Genomic DNA, 22,581 nt, shown 5'->3' on the forward strand with positions numbered 1-22,581 from the left:
TCCGACGGGAGGCGGCGGTGGGGTCAACTCCGGCGTCGGCGGGTGGGGATGGTGGCGCCCGCGAGGCCGGCCAGGGCCAGGCCGAGGATGAGTGCCCCGACCGCCGTGGCGGTGGCCATCGCGGTGGGGCCGGCCGGTGCGCCGGTGAGCGGCAGGCGGCCGGTCGCGACCGGCGGAGCCGGGGAGGTCGGGGCCGTGGGCGGCGGGGTCGTGGCCGGGGGAGCCATCGGTGGAGCGGTGAGGGAGACGGCTTCCGAGGCATGGACGCGGTGGTCGGCGAACGCCGGGACCAGCGATGCCTCGACGGACTCGCCATCGACGCTCTCACCATGGACGGTCTCACCCGTCGGTCCGGCGGTGGAGGCGTCCGCGCCATCGACGCTCTCACCCGTCGGCTCGGCGGTTACGGCGGGCAACCTGGCGGGGGTGGAGCCGTCGGACTCGGTGACGAAGTAGTAGTGGCCGGGCCTCGTCACGGGGAGGCAGGCGGAGGGGTGATCGCCGTCCGCGGAGACGGAGGTCGTGGTGCGGCCGGCGACCGGGAAGTCGCGCCAGCCGTCGGGGGTCGACTCGAGCTCGGGCAGGGCAGGCAGTGGGCCCAGCAGGGTGGACCGCACCTCGATCGGGTCGATGCCGGCGGGGAGCCCCTGGATGTGAAGGGTGTCGGCGATGCAGGCCGGTGCGAGCACCGACACGACCGGCGCAGTCTCCCCGCCGTGTGCGGCGACCGAGGCAGCCGTTGCGGCGATGGCCGGAGGGGCATCCAGGTCATGCGGGCCGTGTGCGGGTGGCGCGGTGCCGGTGGACGTGGCGGTGAGGTCGGTCGCGGTGGCGGGCGTCGACGTGGTGGTGGGTGTCGACGTAGTGGTTGGGCTGGTGGTCGCGGTGGTGGTGAGGGTGAGGGCGGCCGGGGCGAGGGTGGTCTCGGAGGCGGCGCCGAAGGGGGAGGCCCAGGGGCGGAGGCGGCTGCCGCCCTGGGCGGGTGGGGTGCGGGCGGGGTCGATGGAGTCGGTCCAGACGTAGAAGCCGGGGGACGGGACGGTGCAGGGCGGGGAGTCGTAGCGGCGCGGTCCGGCTGCCGCGAGGGTCTCGACCGTGCAGACGATGGGGTCTCCGGCAGGTGGGGCTTCAGCCTGCACAGGGGCCGCGGGGAAGGGGCCGTGCAGAACGCTCGTGATCACCACCGGGATGGGGGCAAGGGTGCCGTCGGGGGCGGTGTAGACGCCCCAGTCGGGGCCGGCGGGCGAGGACGGGTGGACCGAGAGGTGGAGGGCGTCGGTCAGGGCGTCGCCGGGCTGGACGACCGCAGCACTGGTCTGGGTCTGGACGCGGGGAGCGAAGGGGAGCTCGCTGGGGGCGGTGGCGCGGTCGGTCGCGCGGGCGTCGCGAGGGTAGGGGTGGTCGACGAGCAGGCTCTGGTTGGGGCCGGTGTTGCGGCCGAGGCGGAAGCCGGGGCCGAAGGGGAGCGCGCGGTACTCGACGGTGACCGAGACCGTCTCGGTCGTGCCGTGCTGCGCCGGCAGGATGGGCGCCGAGGTGCCGTTCGGCACCGTGCGGGTGCGGCTGCCGTCGTCGAAAGTGGCGCCCGTGAGGGTGAGCCGGCCGGGGAAGGAGCCGGCGGGCACGGTCGCTCGGCCCGCCAGGTAGTCGACGACGAGTTCCGAGCGCACCGAGCCGCCGGGCCCCTCGAGATCGAGCGAGACGGTCGCCGAGACCCCGGTGGAGGCTCCGCCCGGCTCGTTAGCGCGGGACAGGATGTGGTTCGCCGCGATGACGACGTCGGCCGCCGAGTCGTTGGCCCGGCGGGCGAAGTAGGCCTGGTCGTGGCCGGCGAGGCCCGCGACGGTCCAGGTGGCCAGCTGCGCCGAGGCCGCCGAGAGCGGGTCGGCCGGCGCGCCGAAGTTGCGCGAGATGTAGGCCAGGCGCGCCGAGTCGGCCGCCGAGTACTCGCCCGTGGTCGAGCCGTCGACGTACTCGACCTCGGTGCCGGCCGGTTGCGGCTTCTCGACGTCGAGGCAGTAGCCCGTGTTGCCGTCGTCGAGGCGGTACGAGCCGATCCACGAGGCGTGGTCGCCCGCCCACATCACCCCCTGGCCGTGGGCGACGGCGCGGGCCGCGAGTGCCGGGCCCGCGGCCAGGAGGCCGCCGAGCGCCAGCACGGCGGTGGCGAGGAGGAACGAGAGGAGGCGGAGGCGTGGGTTCATGCGGACAGCGTGCCGGGCGGGCATCCGGGGCCTGAGCTCGGCGGCGGCATCTGTGGAGAACCCGGGGCAGCGGGAGGCGGTGCAGGAGGAGAGCCCCCGGGAAAGGCTCACGAAGGGGAGCGTCGGCGGGCGGGGGTAATGTTCTAGGTGGTGTCCGGAGCGACGAAGCGGAACATGCCCTCCGTCGCGCCGTGAGTCATGTCCTGAGTGACTGCCAGGACGACGAGTTGAACGGATTGGAAGACCAGCGTGGATCTATTCGAATACCAGGCCAGAGACCTCTTCGAGAGCTACGGCGTGCCCGTGCTCCCCGGAATCGTCGCCGACACCCCTGAGGAGGTGCGCGCAGCGGCCGAGAAGCTCGGCGGCGTCACCGTCGTCAAGGCCCAGGTCAAGGTCGGCGGTCGCGGCAAGGCCGGCGGTGTCAAGGTGGCGAAGACGCCCGACGAGGCCGAAGAGGCGGCGAAGGCCATCCTCGGCCTCGACATCAAGGGCCACGAGGTCAAGCGGGTCATGGTCGCCGGCGGCGCCCGCATCGCGGAAGAGTTCTACTTCTCGGTGCTGCTCGACCGCGCCAACCGCTCCTACCTCTCGCTGACGAGCTACGAGGGCGGCATGGAGATCGAGCAGCTCGCCGTCGAGCGTCCCGAGGCCCTCGCCCGCATCGAGGTCGACCCCATCGCGGGCATCGACCTCGAGACCGCGAAGGCGATCGCCGTGCAGGCGAACTTCCCGGCCGAGCTGGTCGACAAGGTCGCTCCTGTGTTCGTGAAGCTGTGGGAGGTCTACAAGGGCGAAGACGCCACGCTCGTCGAGGTGAACCCGCTCGTGCTCACCGAGGAGGGCGAGATCATCGCGCTCGACGGAAAAGTGAGCCTCGACGAGAACGCCGACTTCCGTCACCCCGGCCACGAGGCGCTCGAAGACGCCGAGGCGGCCGACCCGCTCGAGGCCAAGGCCAAGAAGCTCGGCCTCAACTACGTCAAGCTCGACGGCCAGGTCGGCGTGATCGGCAACGGCGCGGGGCTCGTCATGTCGACGCTCGACGTCGTCTCCTACGCGGGCGAGAAGCACGACGGCGTGAAGCCGGCGAACTTCCTCGACATCGGCGGCGGAGCCTCGGCCCAGGTGATGGCCAATGGGCTCGACGTCATCCTCGGCGACGAGCAGGTCAAGAGCGTGTTCGTGAACGTGTTCGGCGGCATCACCGCCTGCGACGCGGTGGCGAACGGCATCGTCGGCGCCCTCGAGGTGCTCGGCGACACGGCGACCAAGCCGCTCGTGGTGCGGCTCGACGGCAACAAGGTCGAGGAGGGCCGCGCCATCCTCGAGAAGGCCGCGCACCCGCTGGTGACCCTGGCCCTGACGATGGACGACGGCGCCGACAAGGCCGCCGAGCTGGCCGCTGCGGCGAGCAAGTAAGCGGCGAGCGAAGTAGAGGACGAGAGACATGTCGATTTTTCTGAACAAGGATTCCAAGGTCATCGTGCAGGGCATCACCGGCGGTGAGGGCACCAAGCACACCGCCCTCATGCTGAAGGCCGGCACCCAGGTCGTCGGCGGTGTGAACGCCCGCAAGGCCGGCACCGTCGTCAACCACACCGACAAGGACGGCAACGCCGTCGAGCTGCCGGTCTTCGCCACGGTGAAGGAGGCCATCGAGGCCACCGGCGCCGACGTGTCGATCGCCTTCGTGCCCCCGGCCTTCTCGAAGGACGCGATCATCGAGGCCATCGACGCCGAGATCCCGCTGCTCGTCGTGATCACCGAGGGCATCCCGGTGCAGGACTCGGCCGAGGCCTGGGCCTACGCCAAGCAGAAGGGCAACACGACCCGCATCATCGGCCCCAACTGCCCCGGCATCATCACGCCCGGTGAGGCGCTCGTCGGCATCACCCCGGCGAACATCACCGGAAAGGGTCCGATCGGCCTCGTCTCGAAGTCGGGCACGCTGACCTACCAGATGATGTACGAGCTGCGCGATCTGGGCTTCTCGACCGCCATCGGCATCGGCGGCGACCCCATCATCGGCACCACGCACATCGACGCGCTCGCCGCGTTCGAGGCCGACCCCGAGACCAAGGCGATCGTGATGATCGGCGAGATCGGCGGCGACGCCGAGGAGCGCGCTGCCGATTTCATCAAGGCGAACGTCACCAAGCCGGTCGTCGGCTACGTCGCGGGCTTCACCGCCCCCGAGGGCAAGACGATGGGTCACGCGGGCGCGATCGTGTCCGGCTCGGCCGGCACCGCCCAGGCGAAGAATGAGGCCCTCGAGGCCGCCGGCGTGCGCGTCGGCAAGACCCCGAGCGAGACCGCGGCGCTGCTGCGCGAGGTCTACGCGGCCCTCTAGCCACGAGCTCCCTGCACGACGGCCCGTCCCTTACCGGGGGCGGGCCGTCGTCGTCCCCGCCGACCTGCCAGAATGTGCAGAACGACCCCGAGGCGATGAGGAGGCCGGCCGTGACCGACCACGACGCGACGACGGATGCTCCCGCCGCTCGCCCTTCGCTCCGACAACGCCTGAGGCACGAGCTCGTCACCCCCGAGTCGATCTACGGCACCATCATCGTCAGCGCCCTGATCGTCGTGGTCGACGACGGCGAGAGCGACTTCCGGCTGATGATCGGAGTCGGGAGCACCGTGCTGGTGTTCTGGCTCGCCCACGTCTTCGCCTTCACGGTGGCGCACCACGGGCGCCGCGGCGGCACCGAGCTCGGTGTCGCGGCGGCCCTCGGTCGGGCGCTGACGCACTCCACCGGCCTGCTGCTCGCCGCAGTGGTGCCGATGATCGTGCTCGGCCTCGGCGCGCTGGGCGTGGTCGACGAGGACTCGGCCTACCTCGGGGCGCTCTGGGTAGGCGTGATCGTGCTCTTCCTGCTCGGCGTGCTCGCCTTTGCCGAGCGCGGCGCTCGCTGGTACTCCTGCCTCACGGGCGGGGTCGCGACGGCGCTGCTCGGGGTGGCCGTGATCCTCCTCAAAGCGGTCTTCCACTGACTGTCCTCCACAGACGGTCATCCACCAGGGCGTCTTCCACCGGACCGAGCGTCGTCAGCTGATGCGCCGACCCTGCCGGTAGGCTCGGCTCCGCATGAATCGCCCAGCCACCGCCCTCCTCGCCGCCCTCGACGCGGTCATCGCCGTAGCCATCGGGGTGGGCATCCCGCTCATCCCGCTGACCATCCTCTGGGCCGCCCAGTTCGGCCTCGCCGTCGACTGGCTCGCGTTCTGGCGCGCCTCGGGCGACCTGTGGCTGCTCGGCAACGGGGTCGACCTGCTGCTCACCATCGATCCGGCGCTCGCGCTGCGGCTCGGCGTGGCCGGGGCCGAGCTCCCCTTCGAGGTCGGCATCGCGCCCCTCGGGCTCGCGGTCGTGACGGTGCTGCTCGGGCTGCGCTCCGGCCGCCGACTCGGCCAGACGCCCTACCCGGTCACTGGAGCGGCGGTCGGCGTGATCGTGGTCGCCGCGCTCGCCCTCCTCGTGGCCCTGAGCGCCCGTGACGCGGCAGCCCTGCCCTCGATCGCCCAGAGCATCGTCTTCCCCGCCGGGGTGTGGGCCCTCGGTCTGGCGCTCGGCTACGGCACGGCACCGCGTCGGGTCGCGTCACGAGAGCTCGCCCAGGGCTCGGCGCCGCGCCAGGCCCTCGCGCGCCTCCTCGACCGGGTCGACGCGGGCGATCGGGCCCTCGCGGCGCTCGCCCTGCGGGCAGGCACGATCGCGGCCGCGGGCGTCGTCGGTTTCGCCGCCCTCGCGATGGCCGTCGTGCTGGTGCTGAACTTCAGTTCGATCGTGGGGCTGTACGAGAGCCTGCAGGCGGGCATCCTGGGCGGGGTGACGCTGACGCTCGGGCAGCTGGCCCTGCTGCCGAACATCGTGCTCTGGACCGCCGCGTGGTTCGTCGGCCCCGGGTTCGCCCTCGGTGCCGGCTCCTCGGTGTCGCCGCTCGGCACCCAGCTCGGGCTGGTGCCCTCGCTGCCGGTGTTCGGCGCGCTGCCCGAGAGCGCTCCGGCGTTCGCGTTCGTGGGCCTGCTGGTGCCCATCGTCATCGGCTTCGCCACGGCCGCCCTGCTGAGGCCGGTCTACCTCGACCACGTGCGCGGCTCGAGCCCGCGCGGCCGGATCGTACGGCTCGCCGCGACGTCGGCCGGTGGGGGGCTGGTGGGGGCGGGCATCCTGGCCCTGCTGACGCTCTGGGCCGGAGGAGCGGCCGGGCCCGGACGGCTCGCCGAGGTGGGTGCCGACCCGGGGGCCGTGCTGCTGTGGGCGTTCGTCGAGCTCACCCTCGCCCTGGTGCTCGGCCTCCTCGGCGGCGCCAGCTGGCGCCCGGGAGCCGCCGGTGCGCGCCCGCGATCAGCGGACGCACGCCCGCGACCAGCGGAAGCGCGCCCGCGACCGGCGGACGCGCGCCCGGAAGCAGCCGACGCGACGACACGCGCCGCCCGCCCGCCTGCCGATACACTGTGACCGTGCTCTCCCTCCTGGTTCTGATCTCCGGAGGGGGCTCCAACCTCAGAGCCCTGCTCGAGGCCTGCCGTTCGGCCGACTACCCGGCCCACGTCATCGCGGTCGGCGCCGACACCGACGCCCCGGGGCTCGCGCACGCCGAGGAGTTCGGCGTGCCGACGTTCACCGTCATCCCCTCGGCTTTCGAGAACCGTGCCGCGTGGGGCGAGGAGCTGCTCGAGCAGATCGAGCGCTGGAACCCCGACCTGGTGGTGTGCGCCGGCTTCATGCGCATCCTGCCGCCCGGGGTCGTCGCGGCCCTCACCCCGCGGCTCATCAACACCCACCCCGCCCTGCTCCCCGCTTTCCCGGGTGCCCACGCCGTGCGCGACGCGCTCGCCGCCGGCGCCGAGGTCACGGGCGTCACCGTGCACGTGATCGACGAGGGAGTCGACACCGGGCCCGTGATCGTGCAGCGCGAGGTCGCCGTGCGGCCGGGCGACACCGAGCACACCCTGCACGAACGCATCAAGACCGTCGAACGCGAACTGCTGGTGCAGGCCGTGCTCGACATCGCCACCGCACGAGTCGATCTCGAGGAGACAGCAGCACGATGAGCGGACCGCAGCACGATCCGAGCCTCTACAGCCACCGCGACACCGTCCCGGTGCGCCGCGCGCTGATCTCGGTCAGCGACAAGACCGGCCTCGCCGACCTGGTGGGCGCGCTCGCGGCCTCGGGCGTCGAGATCGTCTCGACCGGCTCCACCGCCAAGGCCATCGCGGCCGAGGGCGTCGCGGTCACCGAGGTGAGCGAGATCACGGGCTTCCCCGAGTCGCTCGACGGGCGCGTGAAGACGCTGCACCCGGGCGTGCACGCGGGTATCCTCGCCGATCTGCGCCTGGAGTCACACCGGCACCAGCTCGACGAGCTCGGCATCCGGCCGTTCGACCTGGTCGTGGTCAACCTCTACCCGTTCCGCGAGACGGTCGCCTCGGGCGCCGCTCCCGACACCGTGATCGAGCAGATCGACATCGGCGGCCCCGCCCTCGTGCGCGCCTCGGCGAAGAACTTCGCCAACGTGGCCATCGTGGTCTCGCCGAACCGGTACGACGACGTCATCGCGGCCGCGGCCACCGACGGCACCACCTTGTCGCTGCGCCGTGCGCTCGCGGCCGACGCCTTCGCGCACACCGCCTCCTACGACACCGCCGTGGCAGCCTGGTTCGCCGAGCAGCTGGGCGGCGGGGCGAGCGAGGCGCTGGCCGAGGCAGAGCAGAGCGAGACGGCGACGGATGCTCGGCCGGGCTTCCCCGACACCCTCGACGTCTCGGCGGCGAAGGCCTCGACCCTCCGCTACGGCGAGAACTCCCATCAGCAGGCCGCCGTCTACGCCCTCGCCGACGGGCACGGCATCGCCCAGGCGACGCAGCTGCACGGCAAGGAGATGTCGTTCAACAACTACGTCGACGCCGACGCCGCCGTGCGCGCCGCCTACGACTTCGCCGAGCCTGCCGTCGCGATCATCAAGCACGCGAACCCGTGCGGCATCGCGATCGCCGACCCGAGCGCCCCCGACCCCGTCGCGAACGCCCACGCCAAGGCGCACGCCTGCGACCCGCTCTCGGCCTTCGGCGGCGTGATCGCGGCGAACCGCACCGTCACCCTCGCCATGGCCGAGTCGGTGAAGGACATCTTCACCGAGGTGCTGATCGCCCCCGCCTTCGAGGGCGAGGCCCTCGAGGTGCTGAAGACCAAGAAGAACCTGCGCCTGCTCACGCTGCCCGAGGGCTTCGGCCGCGAGGCGCTGGAGCTGCGTCAGATCTCCGGCGGTTTCCTCGCGCAGACCCCCGACGGCTTCGAGGGCCTCGACACGGCGTCGTGGACGCTCGCCGCCGGCGAGCCCGCCGACGCCGCGACGCTGGCCGACCTCGAGTTCGCGTGGAAGGCGTGCCGCTCGGTGAAGTCGAACGCCATCCTGCTCGCCTCCGGCGGCGCCTCGGTGGGCGTCGGTATGGGCCAGGTCAACCGCGTCGATTCGTGCCGCCTGGCCGTCACCCGCGCCGGCGACCGCGCCGAGGGCTCGGTCGCGGCGTCGGATGCGTTCTTCCCGTTCGCCGACGGGGCCGAGATCCTGATCGCCGGCGGCGTGAAGGCCATCGTGCAGCCGGGCGGCTCCGTGCGCGACGCCGAGGTCGTCGAGGCGGCCGAGAAGGCCGGCGTCACCATGTACTTCACGGGAGAGCGGCACTTCTTCCACTAGCCACCGCCTCGGGCGGCAGTCAGGCCGCTCGCCGAAAGCGTTCAGCCACTGTCACCTAAGGTTCTCTGCATGACTTCGTTCCGCCTCCGGTCGCTCACCGCGTCGGTCGTCGCCGCCGCGGCGGTCGCCCTGATCGCGATCGTCGTCGCCGACCTCGCCTACTTCGTGGCCAACCAGCAGAACCCGCAGGTCTTCGCCGTCTACAGCGAGTACTTCCTCAACGCGACGCTGCTGCTGTTCGTGTCCACCGCGGTGTTCGGTCTCGTGGGGGCGTTCCGACGCTGGTACACGGCGCTGATCGCGGGTGTCGTGTCGTCGGTCGTCGCCGCTCTCGTGGGCACCGGTCTCTCGGCGCTGGTGGCGGGCATCGCCTTCGGCGACATGATCGCCCCGCTGGTGGCCACGCTGGTCGGCAACAACCTCATCTTCGTGCTCGCCGCCGTGCTGGCCTCCGTGCTGCTGGCGCCGCGCATCCACTCACGCATCGCGATCACCGAGCAGCAGGAGGTGCTGCGCAAGAAGTACGTGCTGGTGCGGCGGCCGGCCGCCACGCTCGACGAGGGCATCGTGACCCACATCGAGCGCGAGAACATCGACGTCGACCTCGCCGAGGAGCAGTGGGAGACGTACGTCGCCGCCCTCACCGGCGGAGGCTGGGAGCCGATCGAGGTGCCCGTCGCCGACGACCTTCCCGACTCCGTCTTCGTCGAGGACTCCGTGGTGATGTTCGGCGCCCTCGCCGTGCTGGCGAGCCCCGGAGCCGAGTCGCGCGAGGGCGAGATCGCCGCGGTGGAGGAGAGCGTCCGCGCCCTCGGCCTCGAGGTCACCCGCATCGACAAGCCCGGCACCCTCGACGGTGGCGACGTGCTCAAGGTCGGCATGACGGTCTTCGTCGGCAAGGGCGGCCGCACGAACGCCGAGGGCATCCGGCAGCTGCGCAAGATCCTCGCGCCCCGGGGCTACTCCGTGGTCGCCGTGCCGGTCACCAAGGCGCTGCACCTGAAGAGCACCGTGACCGCGCTGCCCGACGGCACGGTCATCGGCTACCGCCCGCTGGTCGACGACCCGTTCGTCTACGACCGCTTCCTCGAGATGCCCGAGCCGAGCGGTGCGCACGTCGTGGTGCTCTCCGACGACACCGTGCTCGTCTCGGCCTCGGCACCGGAGTCGGTGCGCCTGATCGAGGGCCTCGGCTATCGGGTCATCGCGGTCGACATCTCCGAGTTCGAGAAGCTCGAGGGCTGCGTCACCTGCCTCTCGGTGCGCGTGCGCTGAGCCGTCTTCCTCGGCAGTCGATGATGATTCCGGATGCCCGGAACTGCGTCTTGCGCCCCGCCGAACCCCACCGCTAGTCTGTAAGGCTGCCGCGACGCCGGTTCCCCGCACGGGGGCCAGCACTTCTTCCCTGCCCATCGAGCGGGGGAATCAGCGCGCGCAGCGATGCGTTGTGTCACGAGCACGGCGTGCAGCAGACGAGGACGAGACATGCAGAACCAGAACGAGGCCCAGCCCGCCGGAACGGTGGCGACGCTCGCGCGTCTGCGCCCCTACGCGGCGGCCGCGCTTCCGCGCATCTACACGGCGATGGTCGCGTCCCTGCTCGCCAGCCTCGTCGCCCTCGCCATCCCGCAGGTGCTGCAGTGGATGGTCGACGGCCCGCTGGCCGACGGCGACGCCTCGCAGGTCTGGGTCGCGGCGGGCATCGTGCTGGGCCTCGGCGTTCTCGAGGCCATCTTGATCGGGCTGCGACGCGCGCTCGTCCTGACACCCGGCACCCATGTCGAGTCCCGGATGCGCAATGCGCTCTACGCCAAGCTGCAAGACCTCCCGGTGACGTTCCACGACCGCTGGCCGAGCGGCCAGCTGCTCTCGCGCGCCATCAGCGACCTGAACCTGATCCGCCGCTGGCTGTCGTTCGGGCTGGTGCTGCTGGTGGTGAACGTGCTGACCCTCATCGGCGGGCTGATCATCCTGATCGTCATGAACTGGGTGCTGGGCCTGATCTTCGCCGCTGCCGCGCTACCGGTGATCGCCTACGGCTTCGCCTTCGAGCGGAAGTACTCCTCGGTCGCGCGCCGCAGCCAGGATCAGGCGGGCGACCTGGCGACGAGCGTCGAGGAGTCGGTGCACGGCATCCGGGTGCTGAAGGCCTTCGGCCGTTCGCGCTACGCGCTCAAGCGCTTCGAGTCGCAGGCCGAGGAGCTGCGCGGAACCGAGATCGAGAAGGCCAAGGCGATCGCGGGCATCTGGCTCTACCTGACGCTCATCCCCGACCTCGCCTTCGGCGTGTGCCTCGTGGTCGGCGTCTGGCTCGCCTCGGTCGGGCAGTCGTCGGTGGGCGAGCTGGTCGCGTTCTTCGCCACCGGCACCGTGCTGCTCTTCCCGATCTGGTCGATGGGCTACTTCCTCGCCATGACGCTCGACGCCAAGACGGCGACGCTGCGCTTCTTCGAGGTGATGGATGCTCCGAACACCATCCGCGACCCCGCCGACCCCGCCACGATCGAGGGCGGCGCCGGCGAGCTGCGCTTCGACGACGTGCACTTCCGCTACCAGGACTCGCCGGAGGCCTTCCCCGATCTGATCGACGGGGTCGAGCTCACGGTGCGTCCCGGTGAGACCATGGCGCTCGTCGGGCTGACCGGCTCGGGCAAATCGACGCTGACGGCGCTGACCACCCGGCTCTACGACGTCACCGGGGGAGCGGTGCGGGTCGACGGTGTCGACGTGCGCGACCTCACCCGGGAGGAGCTGCGGTCGCGGGTGGCGATGGCCTTCGAGGAGGCCACGCTGTTCAGCAAGACCGTGCGCGAGAACGTGCTGCTCGGGCGGCCCGACGCCTCGGAGGCTGACCTCCGCGAGGCGCTCGACATCGCCCAGGCCTCGTTCGTCGACGAGCTGCCGCACGGCCTCGACACCAAGGTGGGCGAGGAGGGGCTCAGCCTCTCGGGCGGTCAGCGGCAGCGGCTCGCGCTGGCGCGGGCCATCGCGGCCAAGCCGAGCGTGCTCGTGCTCGACGACCCGCTGTCGGCGCTCGACGTCGACACCGAGGCGCTCGTCGAAGCGGCGCTCCGCCGCGTGCTGGCCACCACCACCGCGCTGATCGTGGCGCACCGCCCGTCGACGGTGGCCCTCGCCGACCGCGTCGCCCTGCTCGAGGACGGCCGCATCACCGCCGTCGGCACCCACTCCGAACTGCTCGCCACGAGCGAGCACTACCGCTTCGTGATCTCCAGCCTCGAGGCCGAGACCCGCGACGAACTCTCCGAGGAGGTGAGCTCATGACCGATCAGCCCATTCAGCCCGACCAGTCCGTGTCCGACCAGTCCGTGCAGGGTGTCGAGGGCGAGGAGCGCGACGACCTGAGCAAGGCCGAGAGCCGTCAGATCCGAGCGCGGTCGGTGCGCCTGCTGGGTTCGCTCGTGCATCCGATGCGCGGCAAGCTGGCGCTCGCCGTGGTCGTCGTCGTGATCAGCACCATCTCGCAGGTCGCGGGCCCGTCGATCATCGCCTACGGCATCGACACCGGTCTGCCGGCCCTGCTCGCGCAGGACTGGATGCCCGTGGCGCTCGCCGGGCTCGCCTACCTGCTGGCCGGCGTCACCGGTGCGCTGCTGATCGCCTGGTTCACCATCCTCTCGGCGCGCATCAGCCAGGCCATCCTGTTCGACCTGCGTCGGCGGGTGTTCCTGCACACCCAGCGGCTCAGCCTGGAGTTCCACGAGAGCTACACCTCGGGGCGCATCATCTCGCGGCAGACCAGCGACCTCGACGCCATCCGCGAGCTGCTCGACTCGGGCATCAACCAGCTGGTGCAGGGCGTGCTCTACATGCTCTTCACCGCGATCGCGCTGTTCCTGCTCGACGTCGAGTCGGGCTTCATCCTGCTCGCCTCGCTGGTGCCGCTGCTCGTGCTCACGCGGTGGTTCCAGCTGCGCTCGCAGCGGCTCTACCGCCGCACCCGGGTGGCGTCGGCGCGCCTGATCGTGCAGTTCGTCGAGACCATGACGGGCATCCGCGCGGTCAAGGCGTTCCGCACCGAGAAGCGCAACGAGGACGAGTTCGGCGAGCTGGTGGAGCAGTACCGCGAGTCGAACGCGAAGGTCATCCGCCTGTTCGGTGTGTACGACCCGGGCCTCGTGCTGATCGGCAACGTCGCAGTCGCGGTCGTGCTGCTGGTGGGAGGCTTCCGGGTGATCGACGGCGGGCTCGAGATCGGTGTGCTGCTGGCCGCGGTGCTCTACACGCGCCGCTTCTTCGACCCGATGGAGGACATGGCGATGTTCTACAACGGGTACCAGAGCGCGACGGCGGCCCTCGAGAAGATCTCCGGTGTGCTCGAGGAGCGGCCGAGCGTCGCCGACCCCGAGAAGCCGGTCGACCTCTGGCACTCCGCGGGGCACGTGGCGTTCGAGGGCGTCGAGTTCGGCTACACGGCCGACCGGCCGATCCTGCCGCACTTCGACCTCGACATCCCGGCCGGGCAGACCATCGCGCTCGTCGGGTCGACGGGTGCGGGCAAGACCACGCTCGCCAAGCTGATCTCCCGCTTCTACGACCCCAGCGCCGGACGGGTGACGCTCGACGGCATCGACCTACGGGACCTCCACCCGAAGGACCTGCGTCGCGCGATCGTCATGGTCACCCAGGAGGCGTACCTGTTCTCGGGCACCGTCGCCGACAACATCGCGATCGGCAAGCCCGACGCGAGTCGCGACGAGATCATCGCCGCGGCCCGTGCCGTGGGTGCGGCCGGCTTCATCGAGGGCCTGCCGAACGGCTACGAGACCGACGTGAACAAGCGCGGCGGCCGGGTGTCGGCGGGGCAGCGGCAGCTGATCTCGTTCGCGCGGGCCTTCCTCGCCGACCCGGCGGTGCTCATCCTCGACGAGGCGACGGCGTCGCTCGACATCCCGAGCGAGCGTCTGGTTCAGGATGCGCTGCAGACCCTGCTCGCTGACCGCACCGCCGTCATCATCGCGCACCGCTTGTCGACGGTCTCGATCGCCGACCGCGTGCTGGTGATGGAGAAGGGCCGCATCGTCGAGGACGGAACTCCCGCAGAGCTCATCGCAGGCGACGGCCGCTTCTCGCAGCTCCACGCCTCCTGGCGCAGCTCGTTGGTCTAATGAATTCGCCAGATCCAGCTGACTGATTCTGATCTCAGGATCCGCCGTCCTTATCCGACCTCTCCGACCCAGCCATACCCATCTCGGGCAAGCGCGTCAGCGCGCGGCAGCCGGGTGTGCTGCCGCGCGCTTCGCGCTTGCCCTCGGATGCGGTGGCTGGCTAGGCGGCGGGTCGCTGGATGGTGCGTCGCCGAGTGGTCGGGATCGGCTTCTGCTCCGTATCGACCCATCGCGGTGGAATGAGGTGAGGCACCCCGCCCTGCATGGTCAGTTTCCATGGCGATTTGTGCAGATGGGAATGGTGGAAGTGGCAGAGAAGGACGCCGTTGTCGATGTCGGTTCTTCCGGGCGGATGATCGTCTGAAACCCATTCGTTCGCGTGATGTGTTTCGCAGAACGAGGGTGGTCGGTCGCAGCTGGCCATACGCATCCGCCGTCGCGTGCGGCTAGTGCCCGGTTCTGCGCCGCGGTGAAGAGGCGCTTGGCCTTGCCGTGGTAGAGCACCTCGCCCTTGTCGCCGAACAATGTGGCGGCGGTCGGGGAGGTGCAGCGTAGCTGCTCAACGGTGGAGGCGGGGATGGGCTGGTCGATGCCGTCGATCCAGCCGACGCCGCGCCCGTTTTCGAGGTCGTCGAGGGTTATGTGCACGTTGACCGTGGCGATTGCACCGTTGATGCGGGGCATGTCGTCCGCCCCGGCGGCGCGGGCGATCAGCTCGGTGACGGTGTCGGCATTCTTCTGCGCCTGCGTGCGGCCATCGGCGATCACGTATTCGTCGCCATCGACGAACCGCGGCCCGGCCACGCGCGGGCTCTGCAACGCCCGGATGCTCGACATCCACACCCCGCCCTGCTCGGGCGCGAGCGCGAACTTCCCCCGGTACATCCCATCCGACGATTGCGCGATGGTCAGTGATCGTTGCATCTGCAGCACCTCGTCGCGCGGCTCGGCACCATCGGGGTCGAGCACCTCGCGCAGGTGAATGGCGGCCCTGAAGGTCTCGTCCGCTGTCAGTCGGCACGAGATGGTCTGGTCGACGAGTGTCTCCTCGGCGAGGCTCAGAACCTCGGGGGAGCATCCACGGTCGGCGAGCACACCGCACTGCTTCACGATCGCCGCCGCCGCTTCGACTCCGAGGACACCTTCATCGAGCACGCGGGCGACCGCCGGGAACGGGGCCGGCCCCTCGCCCCCACCCAGCAGCACGGCGCCCCGCAGCTTCCGCCCGAGCTCAAGCCGCGACTTGCACTCGCGCGCCGACGCACCCGTGACGTGTGCGAGCAGCTTCACGGGGCTGGTGAAGTTCTGCGACCGGCTCAGGCCCTCATCGCCGAGCTCGGTGCGAGACCGCACGCTGATCTCTCCGGCGAGGCGCACCTGCTGTGCCAGCATCGCGCGCACCACAGCTTCGCCGACGGCGACGACTTCGAGCAGTTCGTCATCGGTCAAGCTGGCCATGTGCGAGGCATGATCGCCACCGCGCTCGCCACCGCGCTCGCCACCGAGATCGGCGACGATCTCGGTGAGTCGAACGGTTGAAATCATACTGAGATTCTATCAGAAAGAGCTGATGAAATCTCGTTTTAGTGCAAGTTTACGGAGTCCAGGCGAAGTACTGCGAGCCGTACATGAAGACGATGTGCCAGCCGTCCTGGCAGGTGGCCTCGTTGACCGGGAGGTTCTGGGGCCACCAGGTGTCCTGCATCGGGGGCGCGTTGTCGATGATCGACGCGTCGCAGGGGCCGCCGATGGGTTCGGGGGCCGGGTCGCCGAACTGCATGATCTTGGCGCCGGTCTCGGAGTTCTCCTTGATGCGGATGAGCGACGCGTCATCCGGAACCCAGCTCGGGATCTCGATGGTGGCGTCGGAGCCCCGGGCCTCGGTGATCGTCGGGTAGAGCTGGGATTCGATCGGCGGAGTGATCGCATTGGCGAGCGTGCAGCCCGACAGCGCCGCTGCGAGGCCCGTGGCCATGACCGCAGCGAGGAGAGCGCGTCTTTTCATCTGCTGTGGGAGGTCCTTCCGAGTCAGGCGGCCGGGTGCGACGGCCGCCACCGTGCTACAGCGTACTCGACGGCGTAGCCCGGTTCCCGCGAGATCACCCGGAGCGGGGTGCCCTCCGCCTCGTAGTGCTCACGGGCTCTCTGCTCGTGGCCGACGGGTGGGAGACCGCCGGAACGCACCACTCTCCACCACGGGTGGCTGCCGCCGGACATCCGGAGCGTCGTGCCGACGGCCCGTGCCGCGCGGGAGCCGAGCAGGGCGGCGACGTCGCCGTAGCTCAGCACCTGCCCGGGCGGGATGGAGTCGACGACCTCGAGGACGTCGTCGGCGAAAGCCACCGTGACGCGGGTGCCGTCAGAGCTCGAGGGCCGCGACGGTCTCGCCGTAGGGCGTCTCGCCGTAGGGAGTGAAACCGATCTTCTCGAAGAACGCGGCGGGGCCGGCCTCGCCGGGCTCGTAGATGACCGTGATGCGCTCGAGCCCGCGGCGACGCGCCTCGTCGGCGACCGCCAGCACCGCGAAGCGGCCGACGCCGTGACCCTGCGCGTCGGCGGCGACGTTGATGCGCCAGATGCAGGCCCTGAACTCGTCCTCCTGCGCGTCGGGGTCGAAGTTGCCCATGATGAACCCGACGACCTCGTCGTCTTCGAGCACCACGCGCGGCCAGGCGGTGGCCGGGTTCACGTAGGCCTCGGCGATCGAGTGCGACACGGGGGCGACGAACTGCTCCTGCCCCGGCTTGAGCGACAGGGTGTTCGCCGCGACGATGTTGGATGCCGCAAGCTCTTCGAGCCTCAGTTCACTCATGCGATCAGGGTATCGGGTGGCGGGCTCGGGGCGCCAGCGGTGCGGGGCGGGATCGTGCCGGGCGAGCATCCGGAACTATCTCTACGTCGAGATATCTCGAGGATCGCGTAAACTGGTGAGCGGCCCATTTCCGGCGGCTGATGAGGAGCTGAATTGTCCAAGATCAAGGTTGAAGGCACGGTCGTCGAACTCGACGGCGACGAGATGACCCGCATCATCTGGCAGGCCATCAAAGACACGCTGATCCACCCGTACCTCGACGTGAACCTCGAGTACTACGACCTCGGCATCGAGCACCGCGACGCCACCGACGACCAGGTGACGATCGACGCGGCGCATGCCATCCAGAAGCACGGTGTCGGCGTCAAGTGCGCCACCATCACGCCCGACGAGGCACGTGTCGAGGAGTTCGGCCTGAAGAAGATGTGGAAGTCGCCGAACGGCACGATCCGCAACATCCTCGGCGGCGTCATCTTCCGCGAGCCGATCATCATCTCGAACATCCCGCGCCTGGTGCCGGGCTGGAACAAGCCGATCATCATCGGCCGTCACGCCTTCGGCGACCAGTACCGCGCCACCGACTTCGTCTTCAAGGGCAAGGGCAAGCTCACGGTCGAGTTCACCCCCGAAGACGGCTCCGAGCCGATGAAGTTCGAGGTCTACGACGCGCCCGACGACGGCATCGCGCAGGTGCAGTACAACCAGGACGCGTCGATCCGCGACTTCGCGCGGGCCTCGCTGAACTACGGCCTGACCCGCAACTACCCGGTCTACCTCTCGACGAAGAACACCATCCTGAAGGCCTACGACGGTCGCTTCAAGGACATCTTCCAGGAGATCTTCGACACGGAGTTCAAAGAGCAGTTCGAGGCCGCTGGCCTCACCTACGAGCACCGCCTCATCGACGACATGGTCGCCTCGGCCATGAAGTGGGAGGGCGGCTACGTCTGGGCCTGCAAGAACTACGACGGCGACGTGCAGAGCGACACCGTGGCGCAGGGCTTCGGCTCGCTGGGCCTCATGACCTCGGTTCTCGCCACGCCCGACGGCAAGGTCGTCGAGGCCGAGGCGGCGCACGGCACGGTCACGCGGCACTACCGCCAGCACCAGGCCGGCAAGCCGACCTCGACCAACCCGATCGCCTCGATCTTCGCCTGGACCCGTGGGCTCGCCCACCGCGGCAAGCTCGACGGCAACCAGGAGCTGATCGACTTCTCGCTCGCCCTCGAAGACGTCGTGATCAAGACGGTCGAGTCGGGCAAGATGACGAAGGACCTGGCGCTGCTCGTCGGGCCCGACCAGCCGTACCAGACGACCGAGGAGTTCCTCGCGACGCTCGACGCGAACCTGCAGGAGCGCATGGCGGCCTAGCCGCTGCGCCCCGTGCGACGGCCCTCACCCTTCGGGGTGGGGGCCGTCGTCGTTCGCCGGTGGGCGTGGGGTCGGGGTCAGGGGAGGGGGCGGCCGGCGGCCCAGACGCGGGTGACCTCGAAGGTCGGGGCGAGGAGGACGAGGTCGGCCGCGTAGCCGGCGGTGAGGCGGCCGAGGTCGGGGCGGCCGAGCACGCGGGCGGGGGTGGCCGTGAGCGCGGTGACCGCGGCGACGGGGTCGACGCCGGCCGCGAGGGCGGTGCACAGGGCTGCGTCCTGGGTCAGGGTCGAGCCTGCGATGGTGGGGGCGACGGATGCTCGGCCCGCACCCTCCGCGGAGGTGCCGACCGCCGCGGCGGCGGTGCCGTCCGGGGTGGTGGCGGGGTCGCCGGTGGCGCCTGACGGAGCATCGGCCGGGGTGAGGGTCGCGACGCCGTCGCGGACCGTGACCGGGAGGGTGCCGAGGAGGTAGGCGCCGTCGGGGGCCCCGGCCGCCGCCATGGCGTCGGTGACGAGGGCGATGCGGCCTGGGGCGGCCGCGAAGGCGAGCGCGAGCACCGCGGGGTGCACGTGCACCCCGTCGGCGATCAGCTCGAGGGTGACGCGGGGGTCGTCGAGGGCGGCGGTGACCGGTCCGGGGTCGCGGTGGTGGATGCCCGGCATGGCGTTGAAGGCGTGGGTGAGCAGGGTGGCACCGAGGTCGACGGCCTCGCGGGTGAGGTCGTAGCCCGCATCCGTGTGCCCGATGGCGACGATCGTGCCGGACGCCGCGAAGGTGCCGATCGCCTCGAGGGCGCCGGGGAGCTCGGGCGCGATGGTGATCTGCACGAGCCGGCCCTCGGAGGCCTCGAGCAGCTGCTTCAGCACGTGGTGCGTCGGCACGCCGAGGAAGTCGGGGTTGTGCGCGCCCTTGCGGGACGGCGCGAGGAACGGCCCTTCGAGATGCGAGCCGAGCACGAGCGGGTCGTCGGCGGCGATGCGGGCGATGGCGTCGAGCGAGGCGGCGAGCACGTGCGGCGGGTTGGCGACGAGCGAGATCACCGAGCGGGTCGTGCCGTGGGCACGGTGCACGGCGAGGGCCGAGCGGATGGCGTCGGCTCCGTCGTCGAAGGAGAATCCGCCGCCGCCGTGCGCGTGCAGGTCGATGAAGCCGGGGGTCAGCCAGGCGCCCGCGGCGTCGATGACGTCCGTGCCGGGCGGCACCACACCGGTCGCCCGCCAGGAGTCACCCGTGCCGGTCGCGGCGATGGTGGAGCCCGAGATGAGCAGCCAGAAGTCGTCCACGATGCCGTCGATGTCGAGCTTGCGAGCGCCGTGGACGAGCACGGTCATTGCAGGTTCCGCCGTCCGGCCACGACTCCGCTGGCCACCGCCACGAGCCCGAAGACGAGCGCCACGAGCGGCTGCCCGAGCATCAGCCAGGCGAGCGCCGCCGAGCCCAGCAGCACGATCTCGACCAGTGCGCGGCCGAAGGCGTCGATGTGGATGACGGCCTTGGGTGAGAGGAAGAACGCCCAGATGAGGATCGCGAAGAGGGGAGTGGCGATGCCGAGCCCCAGGTTCCACGGGAAGGGCCAGGCCACGAAGCCCCAGAAGCCGAAGGTGAAGAACGCGAACAGCTCGACGAGCAGGCGGACGACGTCGTTCACGCGGATACGGGGCTGGGCGGGGACATCGGACACACAGCAATGCTAGACGCCCGTGTTTCGGGTTTGTAAAGATCGCGAACGAATCCGGGAAAAGTCTTGATCGGGATAAGTTCGTAAGCTTTACTAACAAACATGACGGCACTGCGGCCCCTGAGGCCCTCCTCCAAAGTGCTTCCGGTCGACGCCCGGGGGCACAACCGCTCCCTCGTGCTCCAGACCCTCTATCGCGAGGGGAGCCGCAGCCGCGCCGACATCGCCCGCGAGACGGGGCTCACCCGCGTCACCGTCAGCGCCCTCGTCGCCGAGCTGATCTCCGACGGACTCGTCGTGGAGCTCGGCCAGCGCGAGGAGACCCGCCCTGGCAAGCCCGCGACGCTGCTCGACCTCGACCGCTCGGCGTTCGTGATCGTCGGGCTCGACCTGTCCGAGCACTCGGTGTTCACCGGTGCGCTGCTCGACCTCGACGGGGCCATCAGCGCCCGGGCCGAGGTCGCGCTCGAGAGCAGCACGGGCGACGAGGCGGTCGCCAAGGTCGTCGCGCTAGCCGAGCAGCTGATCGAGCAGGCCACCGCGCCGGTGCTCGGCATCGGCGTGGGCTCGCCCGGCGTCGTCGACCTCGGCGGCGTGGTGCTCAGCGCTCCGAACCTCGGCTGGAACGGGATGCCGCTGCAGAGCATCCTGGCCGAGCGCTTCGGGGTGCCGGTGCTCGTCGCCAACGACGCCAACGCGGCGGTGCTCGCCGAGCACAGCTTCGGCGGGGCCGACAGCGACGCGATGCTCATCACGATCGGCCACGGCGTCGGCGCCGGCCTCCTGCTCGGCGGCACCCCGCTGTTCGGCAGCCGGTTCGCCGCGGGGGAGATCGGTCACGTCGTGGTGGGCACGGACGGGGGCGCGGTCTGCGCCTGTGGGAAGCGCGGCTGCCTCGAGACCTGGCTGAGTATCCCGAACCTGATCGACCGGTTGGAGGGGGAGCAGGGGGCCGCGCGAACGGCCGTGCTCCAGGAGGCGGGCCAGCGGCTCGGCATCGCCCTCGCGCCGGTGGTGGGAGCGCTCGACCTCAGCGAGGTCATCCTGAGCGGGCCCACCGAACTGCTCGACGGACCGCTGATGGCGGCCACCGTCGAGACCCTGCGCAGCCGCACGATGGCCGAGTTCCATGGCTCTCTGACGCTGCGCATGACCACCCTCGGGCCGGACATCGTCCTGCGCGGGGCGGCCGTGATGGTTCTCTCGGGCCAACTCGGCGTCTCCTGAAGTACACCTGCACGCACATCCCATCGCCCTAGGAAAGGCAGAACACCATGAGGAAGACGACACTCGCCGTCACCGCCCTCGGCGTCACCGCGGCGCTCGCGCTCGCCGGCTGCGCCGGAGGCTCGTCGGACGACAGCGCGGGAGGCGACGGCACCGCCGACCTCCGCGTCTGGCTGAACGGCACCGACACCCCGCAGGAGGCGCGCGACTACCTGGTCAGCACCTTCGAGAAGGACCACCCGGGCTCCACCCTCACCATCGAGGAGCAGGCCTGGACCGGTCTCGTCGACAAGCTGACGACGAACCTCTCCGGCTCCGACAGCCCCGACGTCGTGGAGGTCGGCAACACCCAGGCCGCCGCCTTCACCTCGGCCGGCGCGTTCCTCGACCTCTCCGACGTGCAGGAGGAGCTCGGCGGCGACGACCTGCTCCCCGGCTTCGTCGAGGCGGGCAGCTACGACGGCAAGCTCTACGCCGCTCCCTACTACTCGGGGGCGCGCCTGGTGTTCTACAAGAAGGACCTGCTCGCGAACGCCGGTCTCACCGTGCCGACGACCCTCGACGAGTACGTCTCGAACGGCGTCGCTCTCGCCGCGGCGAACCCGGGCGTCTCGGGCATCTACTTCCCCGGCCAGGACTGGTACAACGCCCTGCCCTACATCTGGGAGAACGGCGGCGAGATCGCCACCCAGGACGGCGACACCTGGACCTCGAGCTTCTCGAGCCCCGAGTCGATCGCCGGCCTGAAGCAGGTGCAGGAGGTCATGACCAAGGCCAGCGTCGCCCCGAAGGACGGCAACGAGACCGACCCGCAGGTGCCCTTCTGCGAGGGCGTCGTCGCGAACCTCTCCGCGCCCAGCTGGGTGAAGGGCTCGATCCTCGCCCCGGCCGACGCGGATGCGCCCGGCTGCCCCGACCAGGAGGCCAACCTCGGCGTCTACGCCCTCCCCGGCAAGGACGGCGGCGCCGCCCACGTCTTCGCCGGCGGCTCGAACATCGCCGTCGCCGCGAAGTCGGCGCACCCCGAGCTCGCCACGGACGCTCTCGAGATCATGCTGAGCGACGAGTACCAGTCAATCCTCGGCGAGAACGGCCTCGTGCCGGCGAAGATCTCGCTCGCGTCGACCCTCGGCACCGACGAGGTCGCCACGGCCATCGCCGAGGCCGCGGCCAACGCCAAGCTCACCCCGGCCTCGCCGAAGTGGGCCGACGTCGAGGCCTCGGGCGCCCTGCAGGACTTCTTCGTCGGCATCGCCCAGGGCGGTGACGTGGAGCAGCTCGCGAAGGCGCTCGACGAGAAGATCGACGGGATCCTGAACTCCTAGAAGGGGCTCCGACCAGCCCAACCGGACGGTGGCCGGCACGGTGCGCGAACACCGCGCCGGCCCCCGTCGGCCCGATGCCCATCGCCCTAGGAAGGTGGGGGCACAACCGCAATCGTAGTGGGAGTACC

Annotated in this window: 19 protein-coding genes; 12 read left to right on the forward strand and 7 right to left on the reverse strand. The window is 70.6% G+C overall.

Annotated elements, in window-relative coordinates:
- Positions 1-23: 23 nt before the first annotated feature.
- Positions 24-2,204, reverse strand: a complete 2,181-nt coding sequence (locus HQQ85_RS15430; RefSeq protein ID WP_173183392.1) for a hypothetical protein — start codon at positions 2,202-2,204, stop codon at positions 24-26.
- A gap of 249 nt (positions 2,205-2,453) precedes the next feature.
- Between HQQ85_RS15430 and sucC the strand changes: the two genes are divergently transcribed.
- The 9 genes from sucC (at position 2,454) to HQQ85_RS15475 (ending at position 14,040) form a co-directional block, all read left to right on the forward strand.
- Positions 2,454-3,626 (forward strand): ADP-forming succinate--CoA ligase subunit beta, encoded by a 1,173-nt coding sequence (sucC, locus tag HQQ85_RS15435; RefSeq protein WP_173183393.1) that lies wholly within the window; start codon positions 2,454-2,456, stop codon positions 3,624-3,626.
- Positions 3,627-3,654: 28 nt separating this feature from the next.
- Positions 3,655-4,557 carry a succinate--CoA ligase subunit alpha gene (gene sucD / locus HQQ85_RS15440; protein ID WP_173183394.1) on the forward strand — a complete coding sequence of 301 codons (903 nt, stop codon included), beginning with the start codon at positions 3,655-3,657 and terminating at the stop codon, positions 4,555-4,557.
- Positions 4,558-4,667: 110 nt separating this feature from the next.
- Positions 4,668-5,201, forward strand: coding sequence for a hypothetical protein (locus HQQ85_RS15445; protein ID WP_173183395.1), 534 nt, complete (start codon positions 4,668-4,670; stop codon positions 5,199-5,201).
- Positions 5,202-5,295: 94 nt separating this feature from the next.
- Complete coding sequence (locus HQQ85_RS15450; protein ID WP_173183396.1) at positions 5,296-6,669, forward strand: DUF6350 family protein; 1,374 nt, start codon at positions 5,296-5,298, stop codon at positions 6,667-6,669.
- Positions 6,670-6,671: 2 nt separating this feature from the next.
- Positions 6,672-7,265, forward strand: a complete 594-nt coding sequence (gene purN / locus HQQ85_RS15455) for a phosphoribosylglycinamide formyltransferase (RefSeq protein WP_173183397.1) — start codon at positions 6,672-6,674, stop codon at positions 7,263-7,265.
- Positions 7,262-8,911, forward strand: coding sequence for a bifunctional phosphoribosylaminoimidazolecarboxamide formyltransferase/IMP cyclohydrolase (gene purH, locus HQQ85_RS15460; protein ID WP_173183398.1), 1,650 nt, complete (start codon positions 7,262-7,264; stop codon positions 8,909-8,911). The genes purN and purH overlap by 4 nt, the downstream gene beginning before the upstream one ends.
- Before the next feature lie 69 nt (positions 8,912-8,980).
- A complete protein-coding gene (gene ddaH, locus HQQ85_RS21490) occupies positions 8,981-10,186 on the forward strand; it encodes a dimethylargininase (RefSeq protein ID WP_173183399.1) in 1,206 nt (401 codons plus the stop codon).
- A 210-nt stretch (positions 10,187-10,396) separates the two neighbouring features.
- Positions 10,397-12,196 carry an ABC transporter ATP-binding protein gene (locus tag HQQ85_RS15470; RefSeq protein WP_173183400.1) on the forward strand — a complete coding sequence of 600 codons (1,800 nt, stop codon included), beginning with the start codon at positions 10,397-10,399 and terminating at the stop codon, positions 12,194-12,196.
- Positions 12,193-14,040, forward strand: coding sequence for an ABC transporter ATP-binding protein (locus tag HQQ85_RS15475; RefSeq protein ID WP_173183401.1), 1,848 nt, complete (start codon positions 12,193-12,195; stop codon positions 14,038-14,040). The genes HQQ85_RS15470 and HQQ85_RS15475 overlap by 4 nt, the downstream gene beginning before the upstream one ends.
- Before the next feature lie 267 nt (positions 14,041-14,307).
- On the opposite strand, the gene HQQ85_RS15480 is transcribed toward HQQ85_RS15475, so the two are convergent.
- The 4 genes from HQQ85_RS15480 to HQQ85_RS15495 are packed head-to-tail and all read right to left on the reverse strand — an operon-like array spanning position 14,308 to position 16,852.
- Positions 14,308-15,585 carry a DUF222 domain-containing protein gene (locus HQQ85_RS15480; RefSeq protein WP_173183402.1) on the reverse strand — a complete coding sequence of 426 codons (1,278 nt, stop codon included), beginning with the start codon at positions 15,583-15,585 and terminating at the stop codon, positions 14,308-14,310.
- Positions 15,586-15,634: 49 nt separating this feature from the next.
- Positions 15,635-16,015: a hypothetical protein gene (locus tag HQQ85_RS15485; RefSeq protein WP_173183403.1), complete on the reverse strand. Its 381-nt coding sequence runs from the start codon at positions 16,013-16,015 to the stop codon at positions 15,635-15,637.
- 53 nt (positions 16,016-16,068) lie between these two features.
- A complete protein-coding gene (locus HQQ85_RS15490; protein WP_173183404.1) occupies positions 16,069-16,383 on the reverse strand; it encodes an MGMT family protein in 315 nt (104 codons plus the stop codon).
- Positions 16,384-16,399: 16 nt separating this feature from the next.
- A complete protein-coding gene (locus HQQ85_RS15495) occupies positions 16,400-16,852 on the reverse strand; it encodes a GNAT family N-acetyltransferase (protein ID WP_173183405.1) in 453 nt (150 codons plus the stop codon).
- Positions 16,853-17,005: 153 nt separating this feature from the next.
- On the opposite strand from HQQ85_RS15495, the gene HQQ85_RS15500 reads away from it, so the two are divergent.
- Positions 17,006-18,223 carry an NADP-dependent isocitrate dehydrogenase gene (locus HQQ85_RS15500; protein ID WP_173183406.1) on the forward strand — a complete coding sequence of 406 codons (1,218 nt, stop codon included), beginning with the start codon at positions 17,006-17,008 and terminating at the stop codon, positions 18,221-18,223.
- 77 nt (positions 18,224-18,300) lie between these two features.
- On the opposite strand, the gene HQQ85_RS15505 is transcribed toward HQQ85_RS15500, so the two are convergent.
- Both HQQ85_RS15505 and HQQ85_RS15510 read right to left on the reverse strand, forming a co-directional pair.
- Positions 18,301-19,554 carry an N-acetylglucosamine-6-phosphate deacetylase gene (locus tag HQQ85_RS15505; RefSeq protein WP_173183407.1) on the reverse strand — a complete coding sequence of 418 codons (1,254 nt, stop codon included), beginning with the start codon at positions 19,552-19,554 and terminating at the stop codon, positions 18,301-18,303.
- Complete coding sequence (locus HQQ85_RS15510) at positions 19,551-19,904, reverse strand: YrdB family protein (RefSeq protein WP_173183408.1); 354 nt, start codon at positions 19,902-19,904, stop codon at positions 19,551-19,553. The genes HQQ85_RS15505 and HQQ85_RS15510 overlap by 4 nt, the downstream gene beginning before the upstream one ends.
- A gap of 99 nt (positions 19,905-20,003) precedes the next feature.
- Between HQQ85_RS15510 and HQQ85_RS15515 the strand changes: the two genes are divergently transcribed.
- Positions 20,004-21,128: an ROK family transcriptional regulator gene (locus tag HQQ85_RS15515; protein WP_173183409.1), complete on the forward strand. Its 1,125-nt coding sequence runs from the start codon at positions 20,004-20,006 to the stop codon at positions 21,126-21,128.
- A 47-nt stretch (positions 21,129-21,175) separates the two neighbouring features.
- The gene (locus HQQ85_RS15520) at positions 21,176-22,453 is read left to right on the forward strand and encodes an extracellular solute-binding protein (RefSeq protein WP_173183410.1); all 1,278 of its coding nucleotides are present in this window, start codon (positions 21,176-21,178) and stop codon (positions 22,451-22,453) included.
- The last annotated feature ends 128 nt before the right edge of the window (positions 22,454-22,581 follow it).

This window comes from Herbiconiux sp. VKM Ac-2851 (genome assembly GCF_013205105.1).
In the GTDB taxonomy this organism is placed as follows: domain Bacteria; phylum Actinomycetota; class Actinomycetes; order Actinomycetales; family Microbacteriaceae; genus Herbiconiux; species Herbiconiux flava.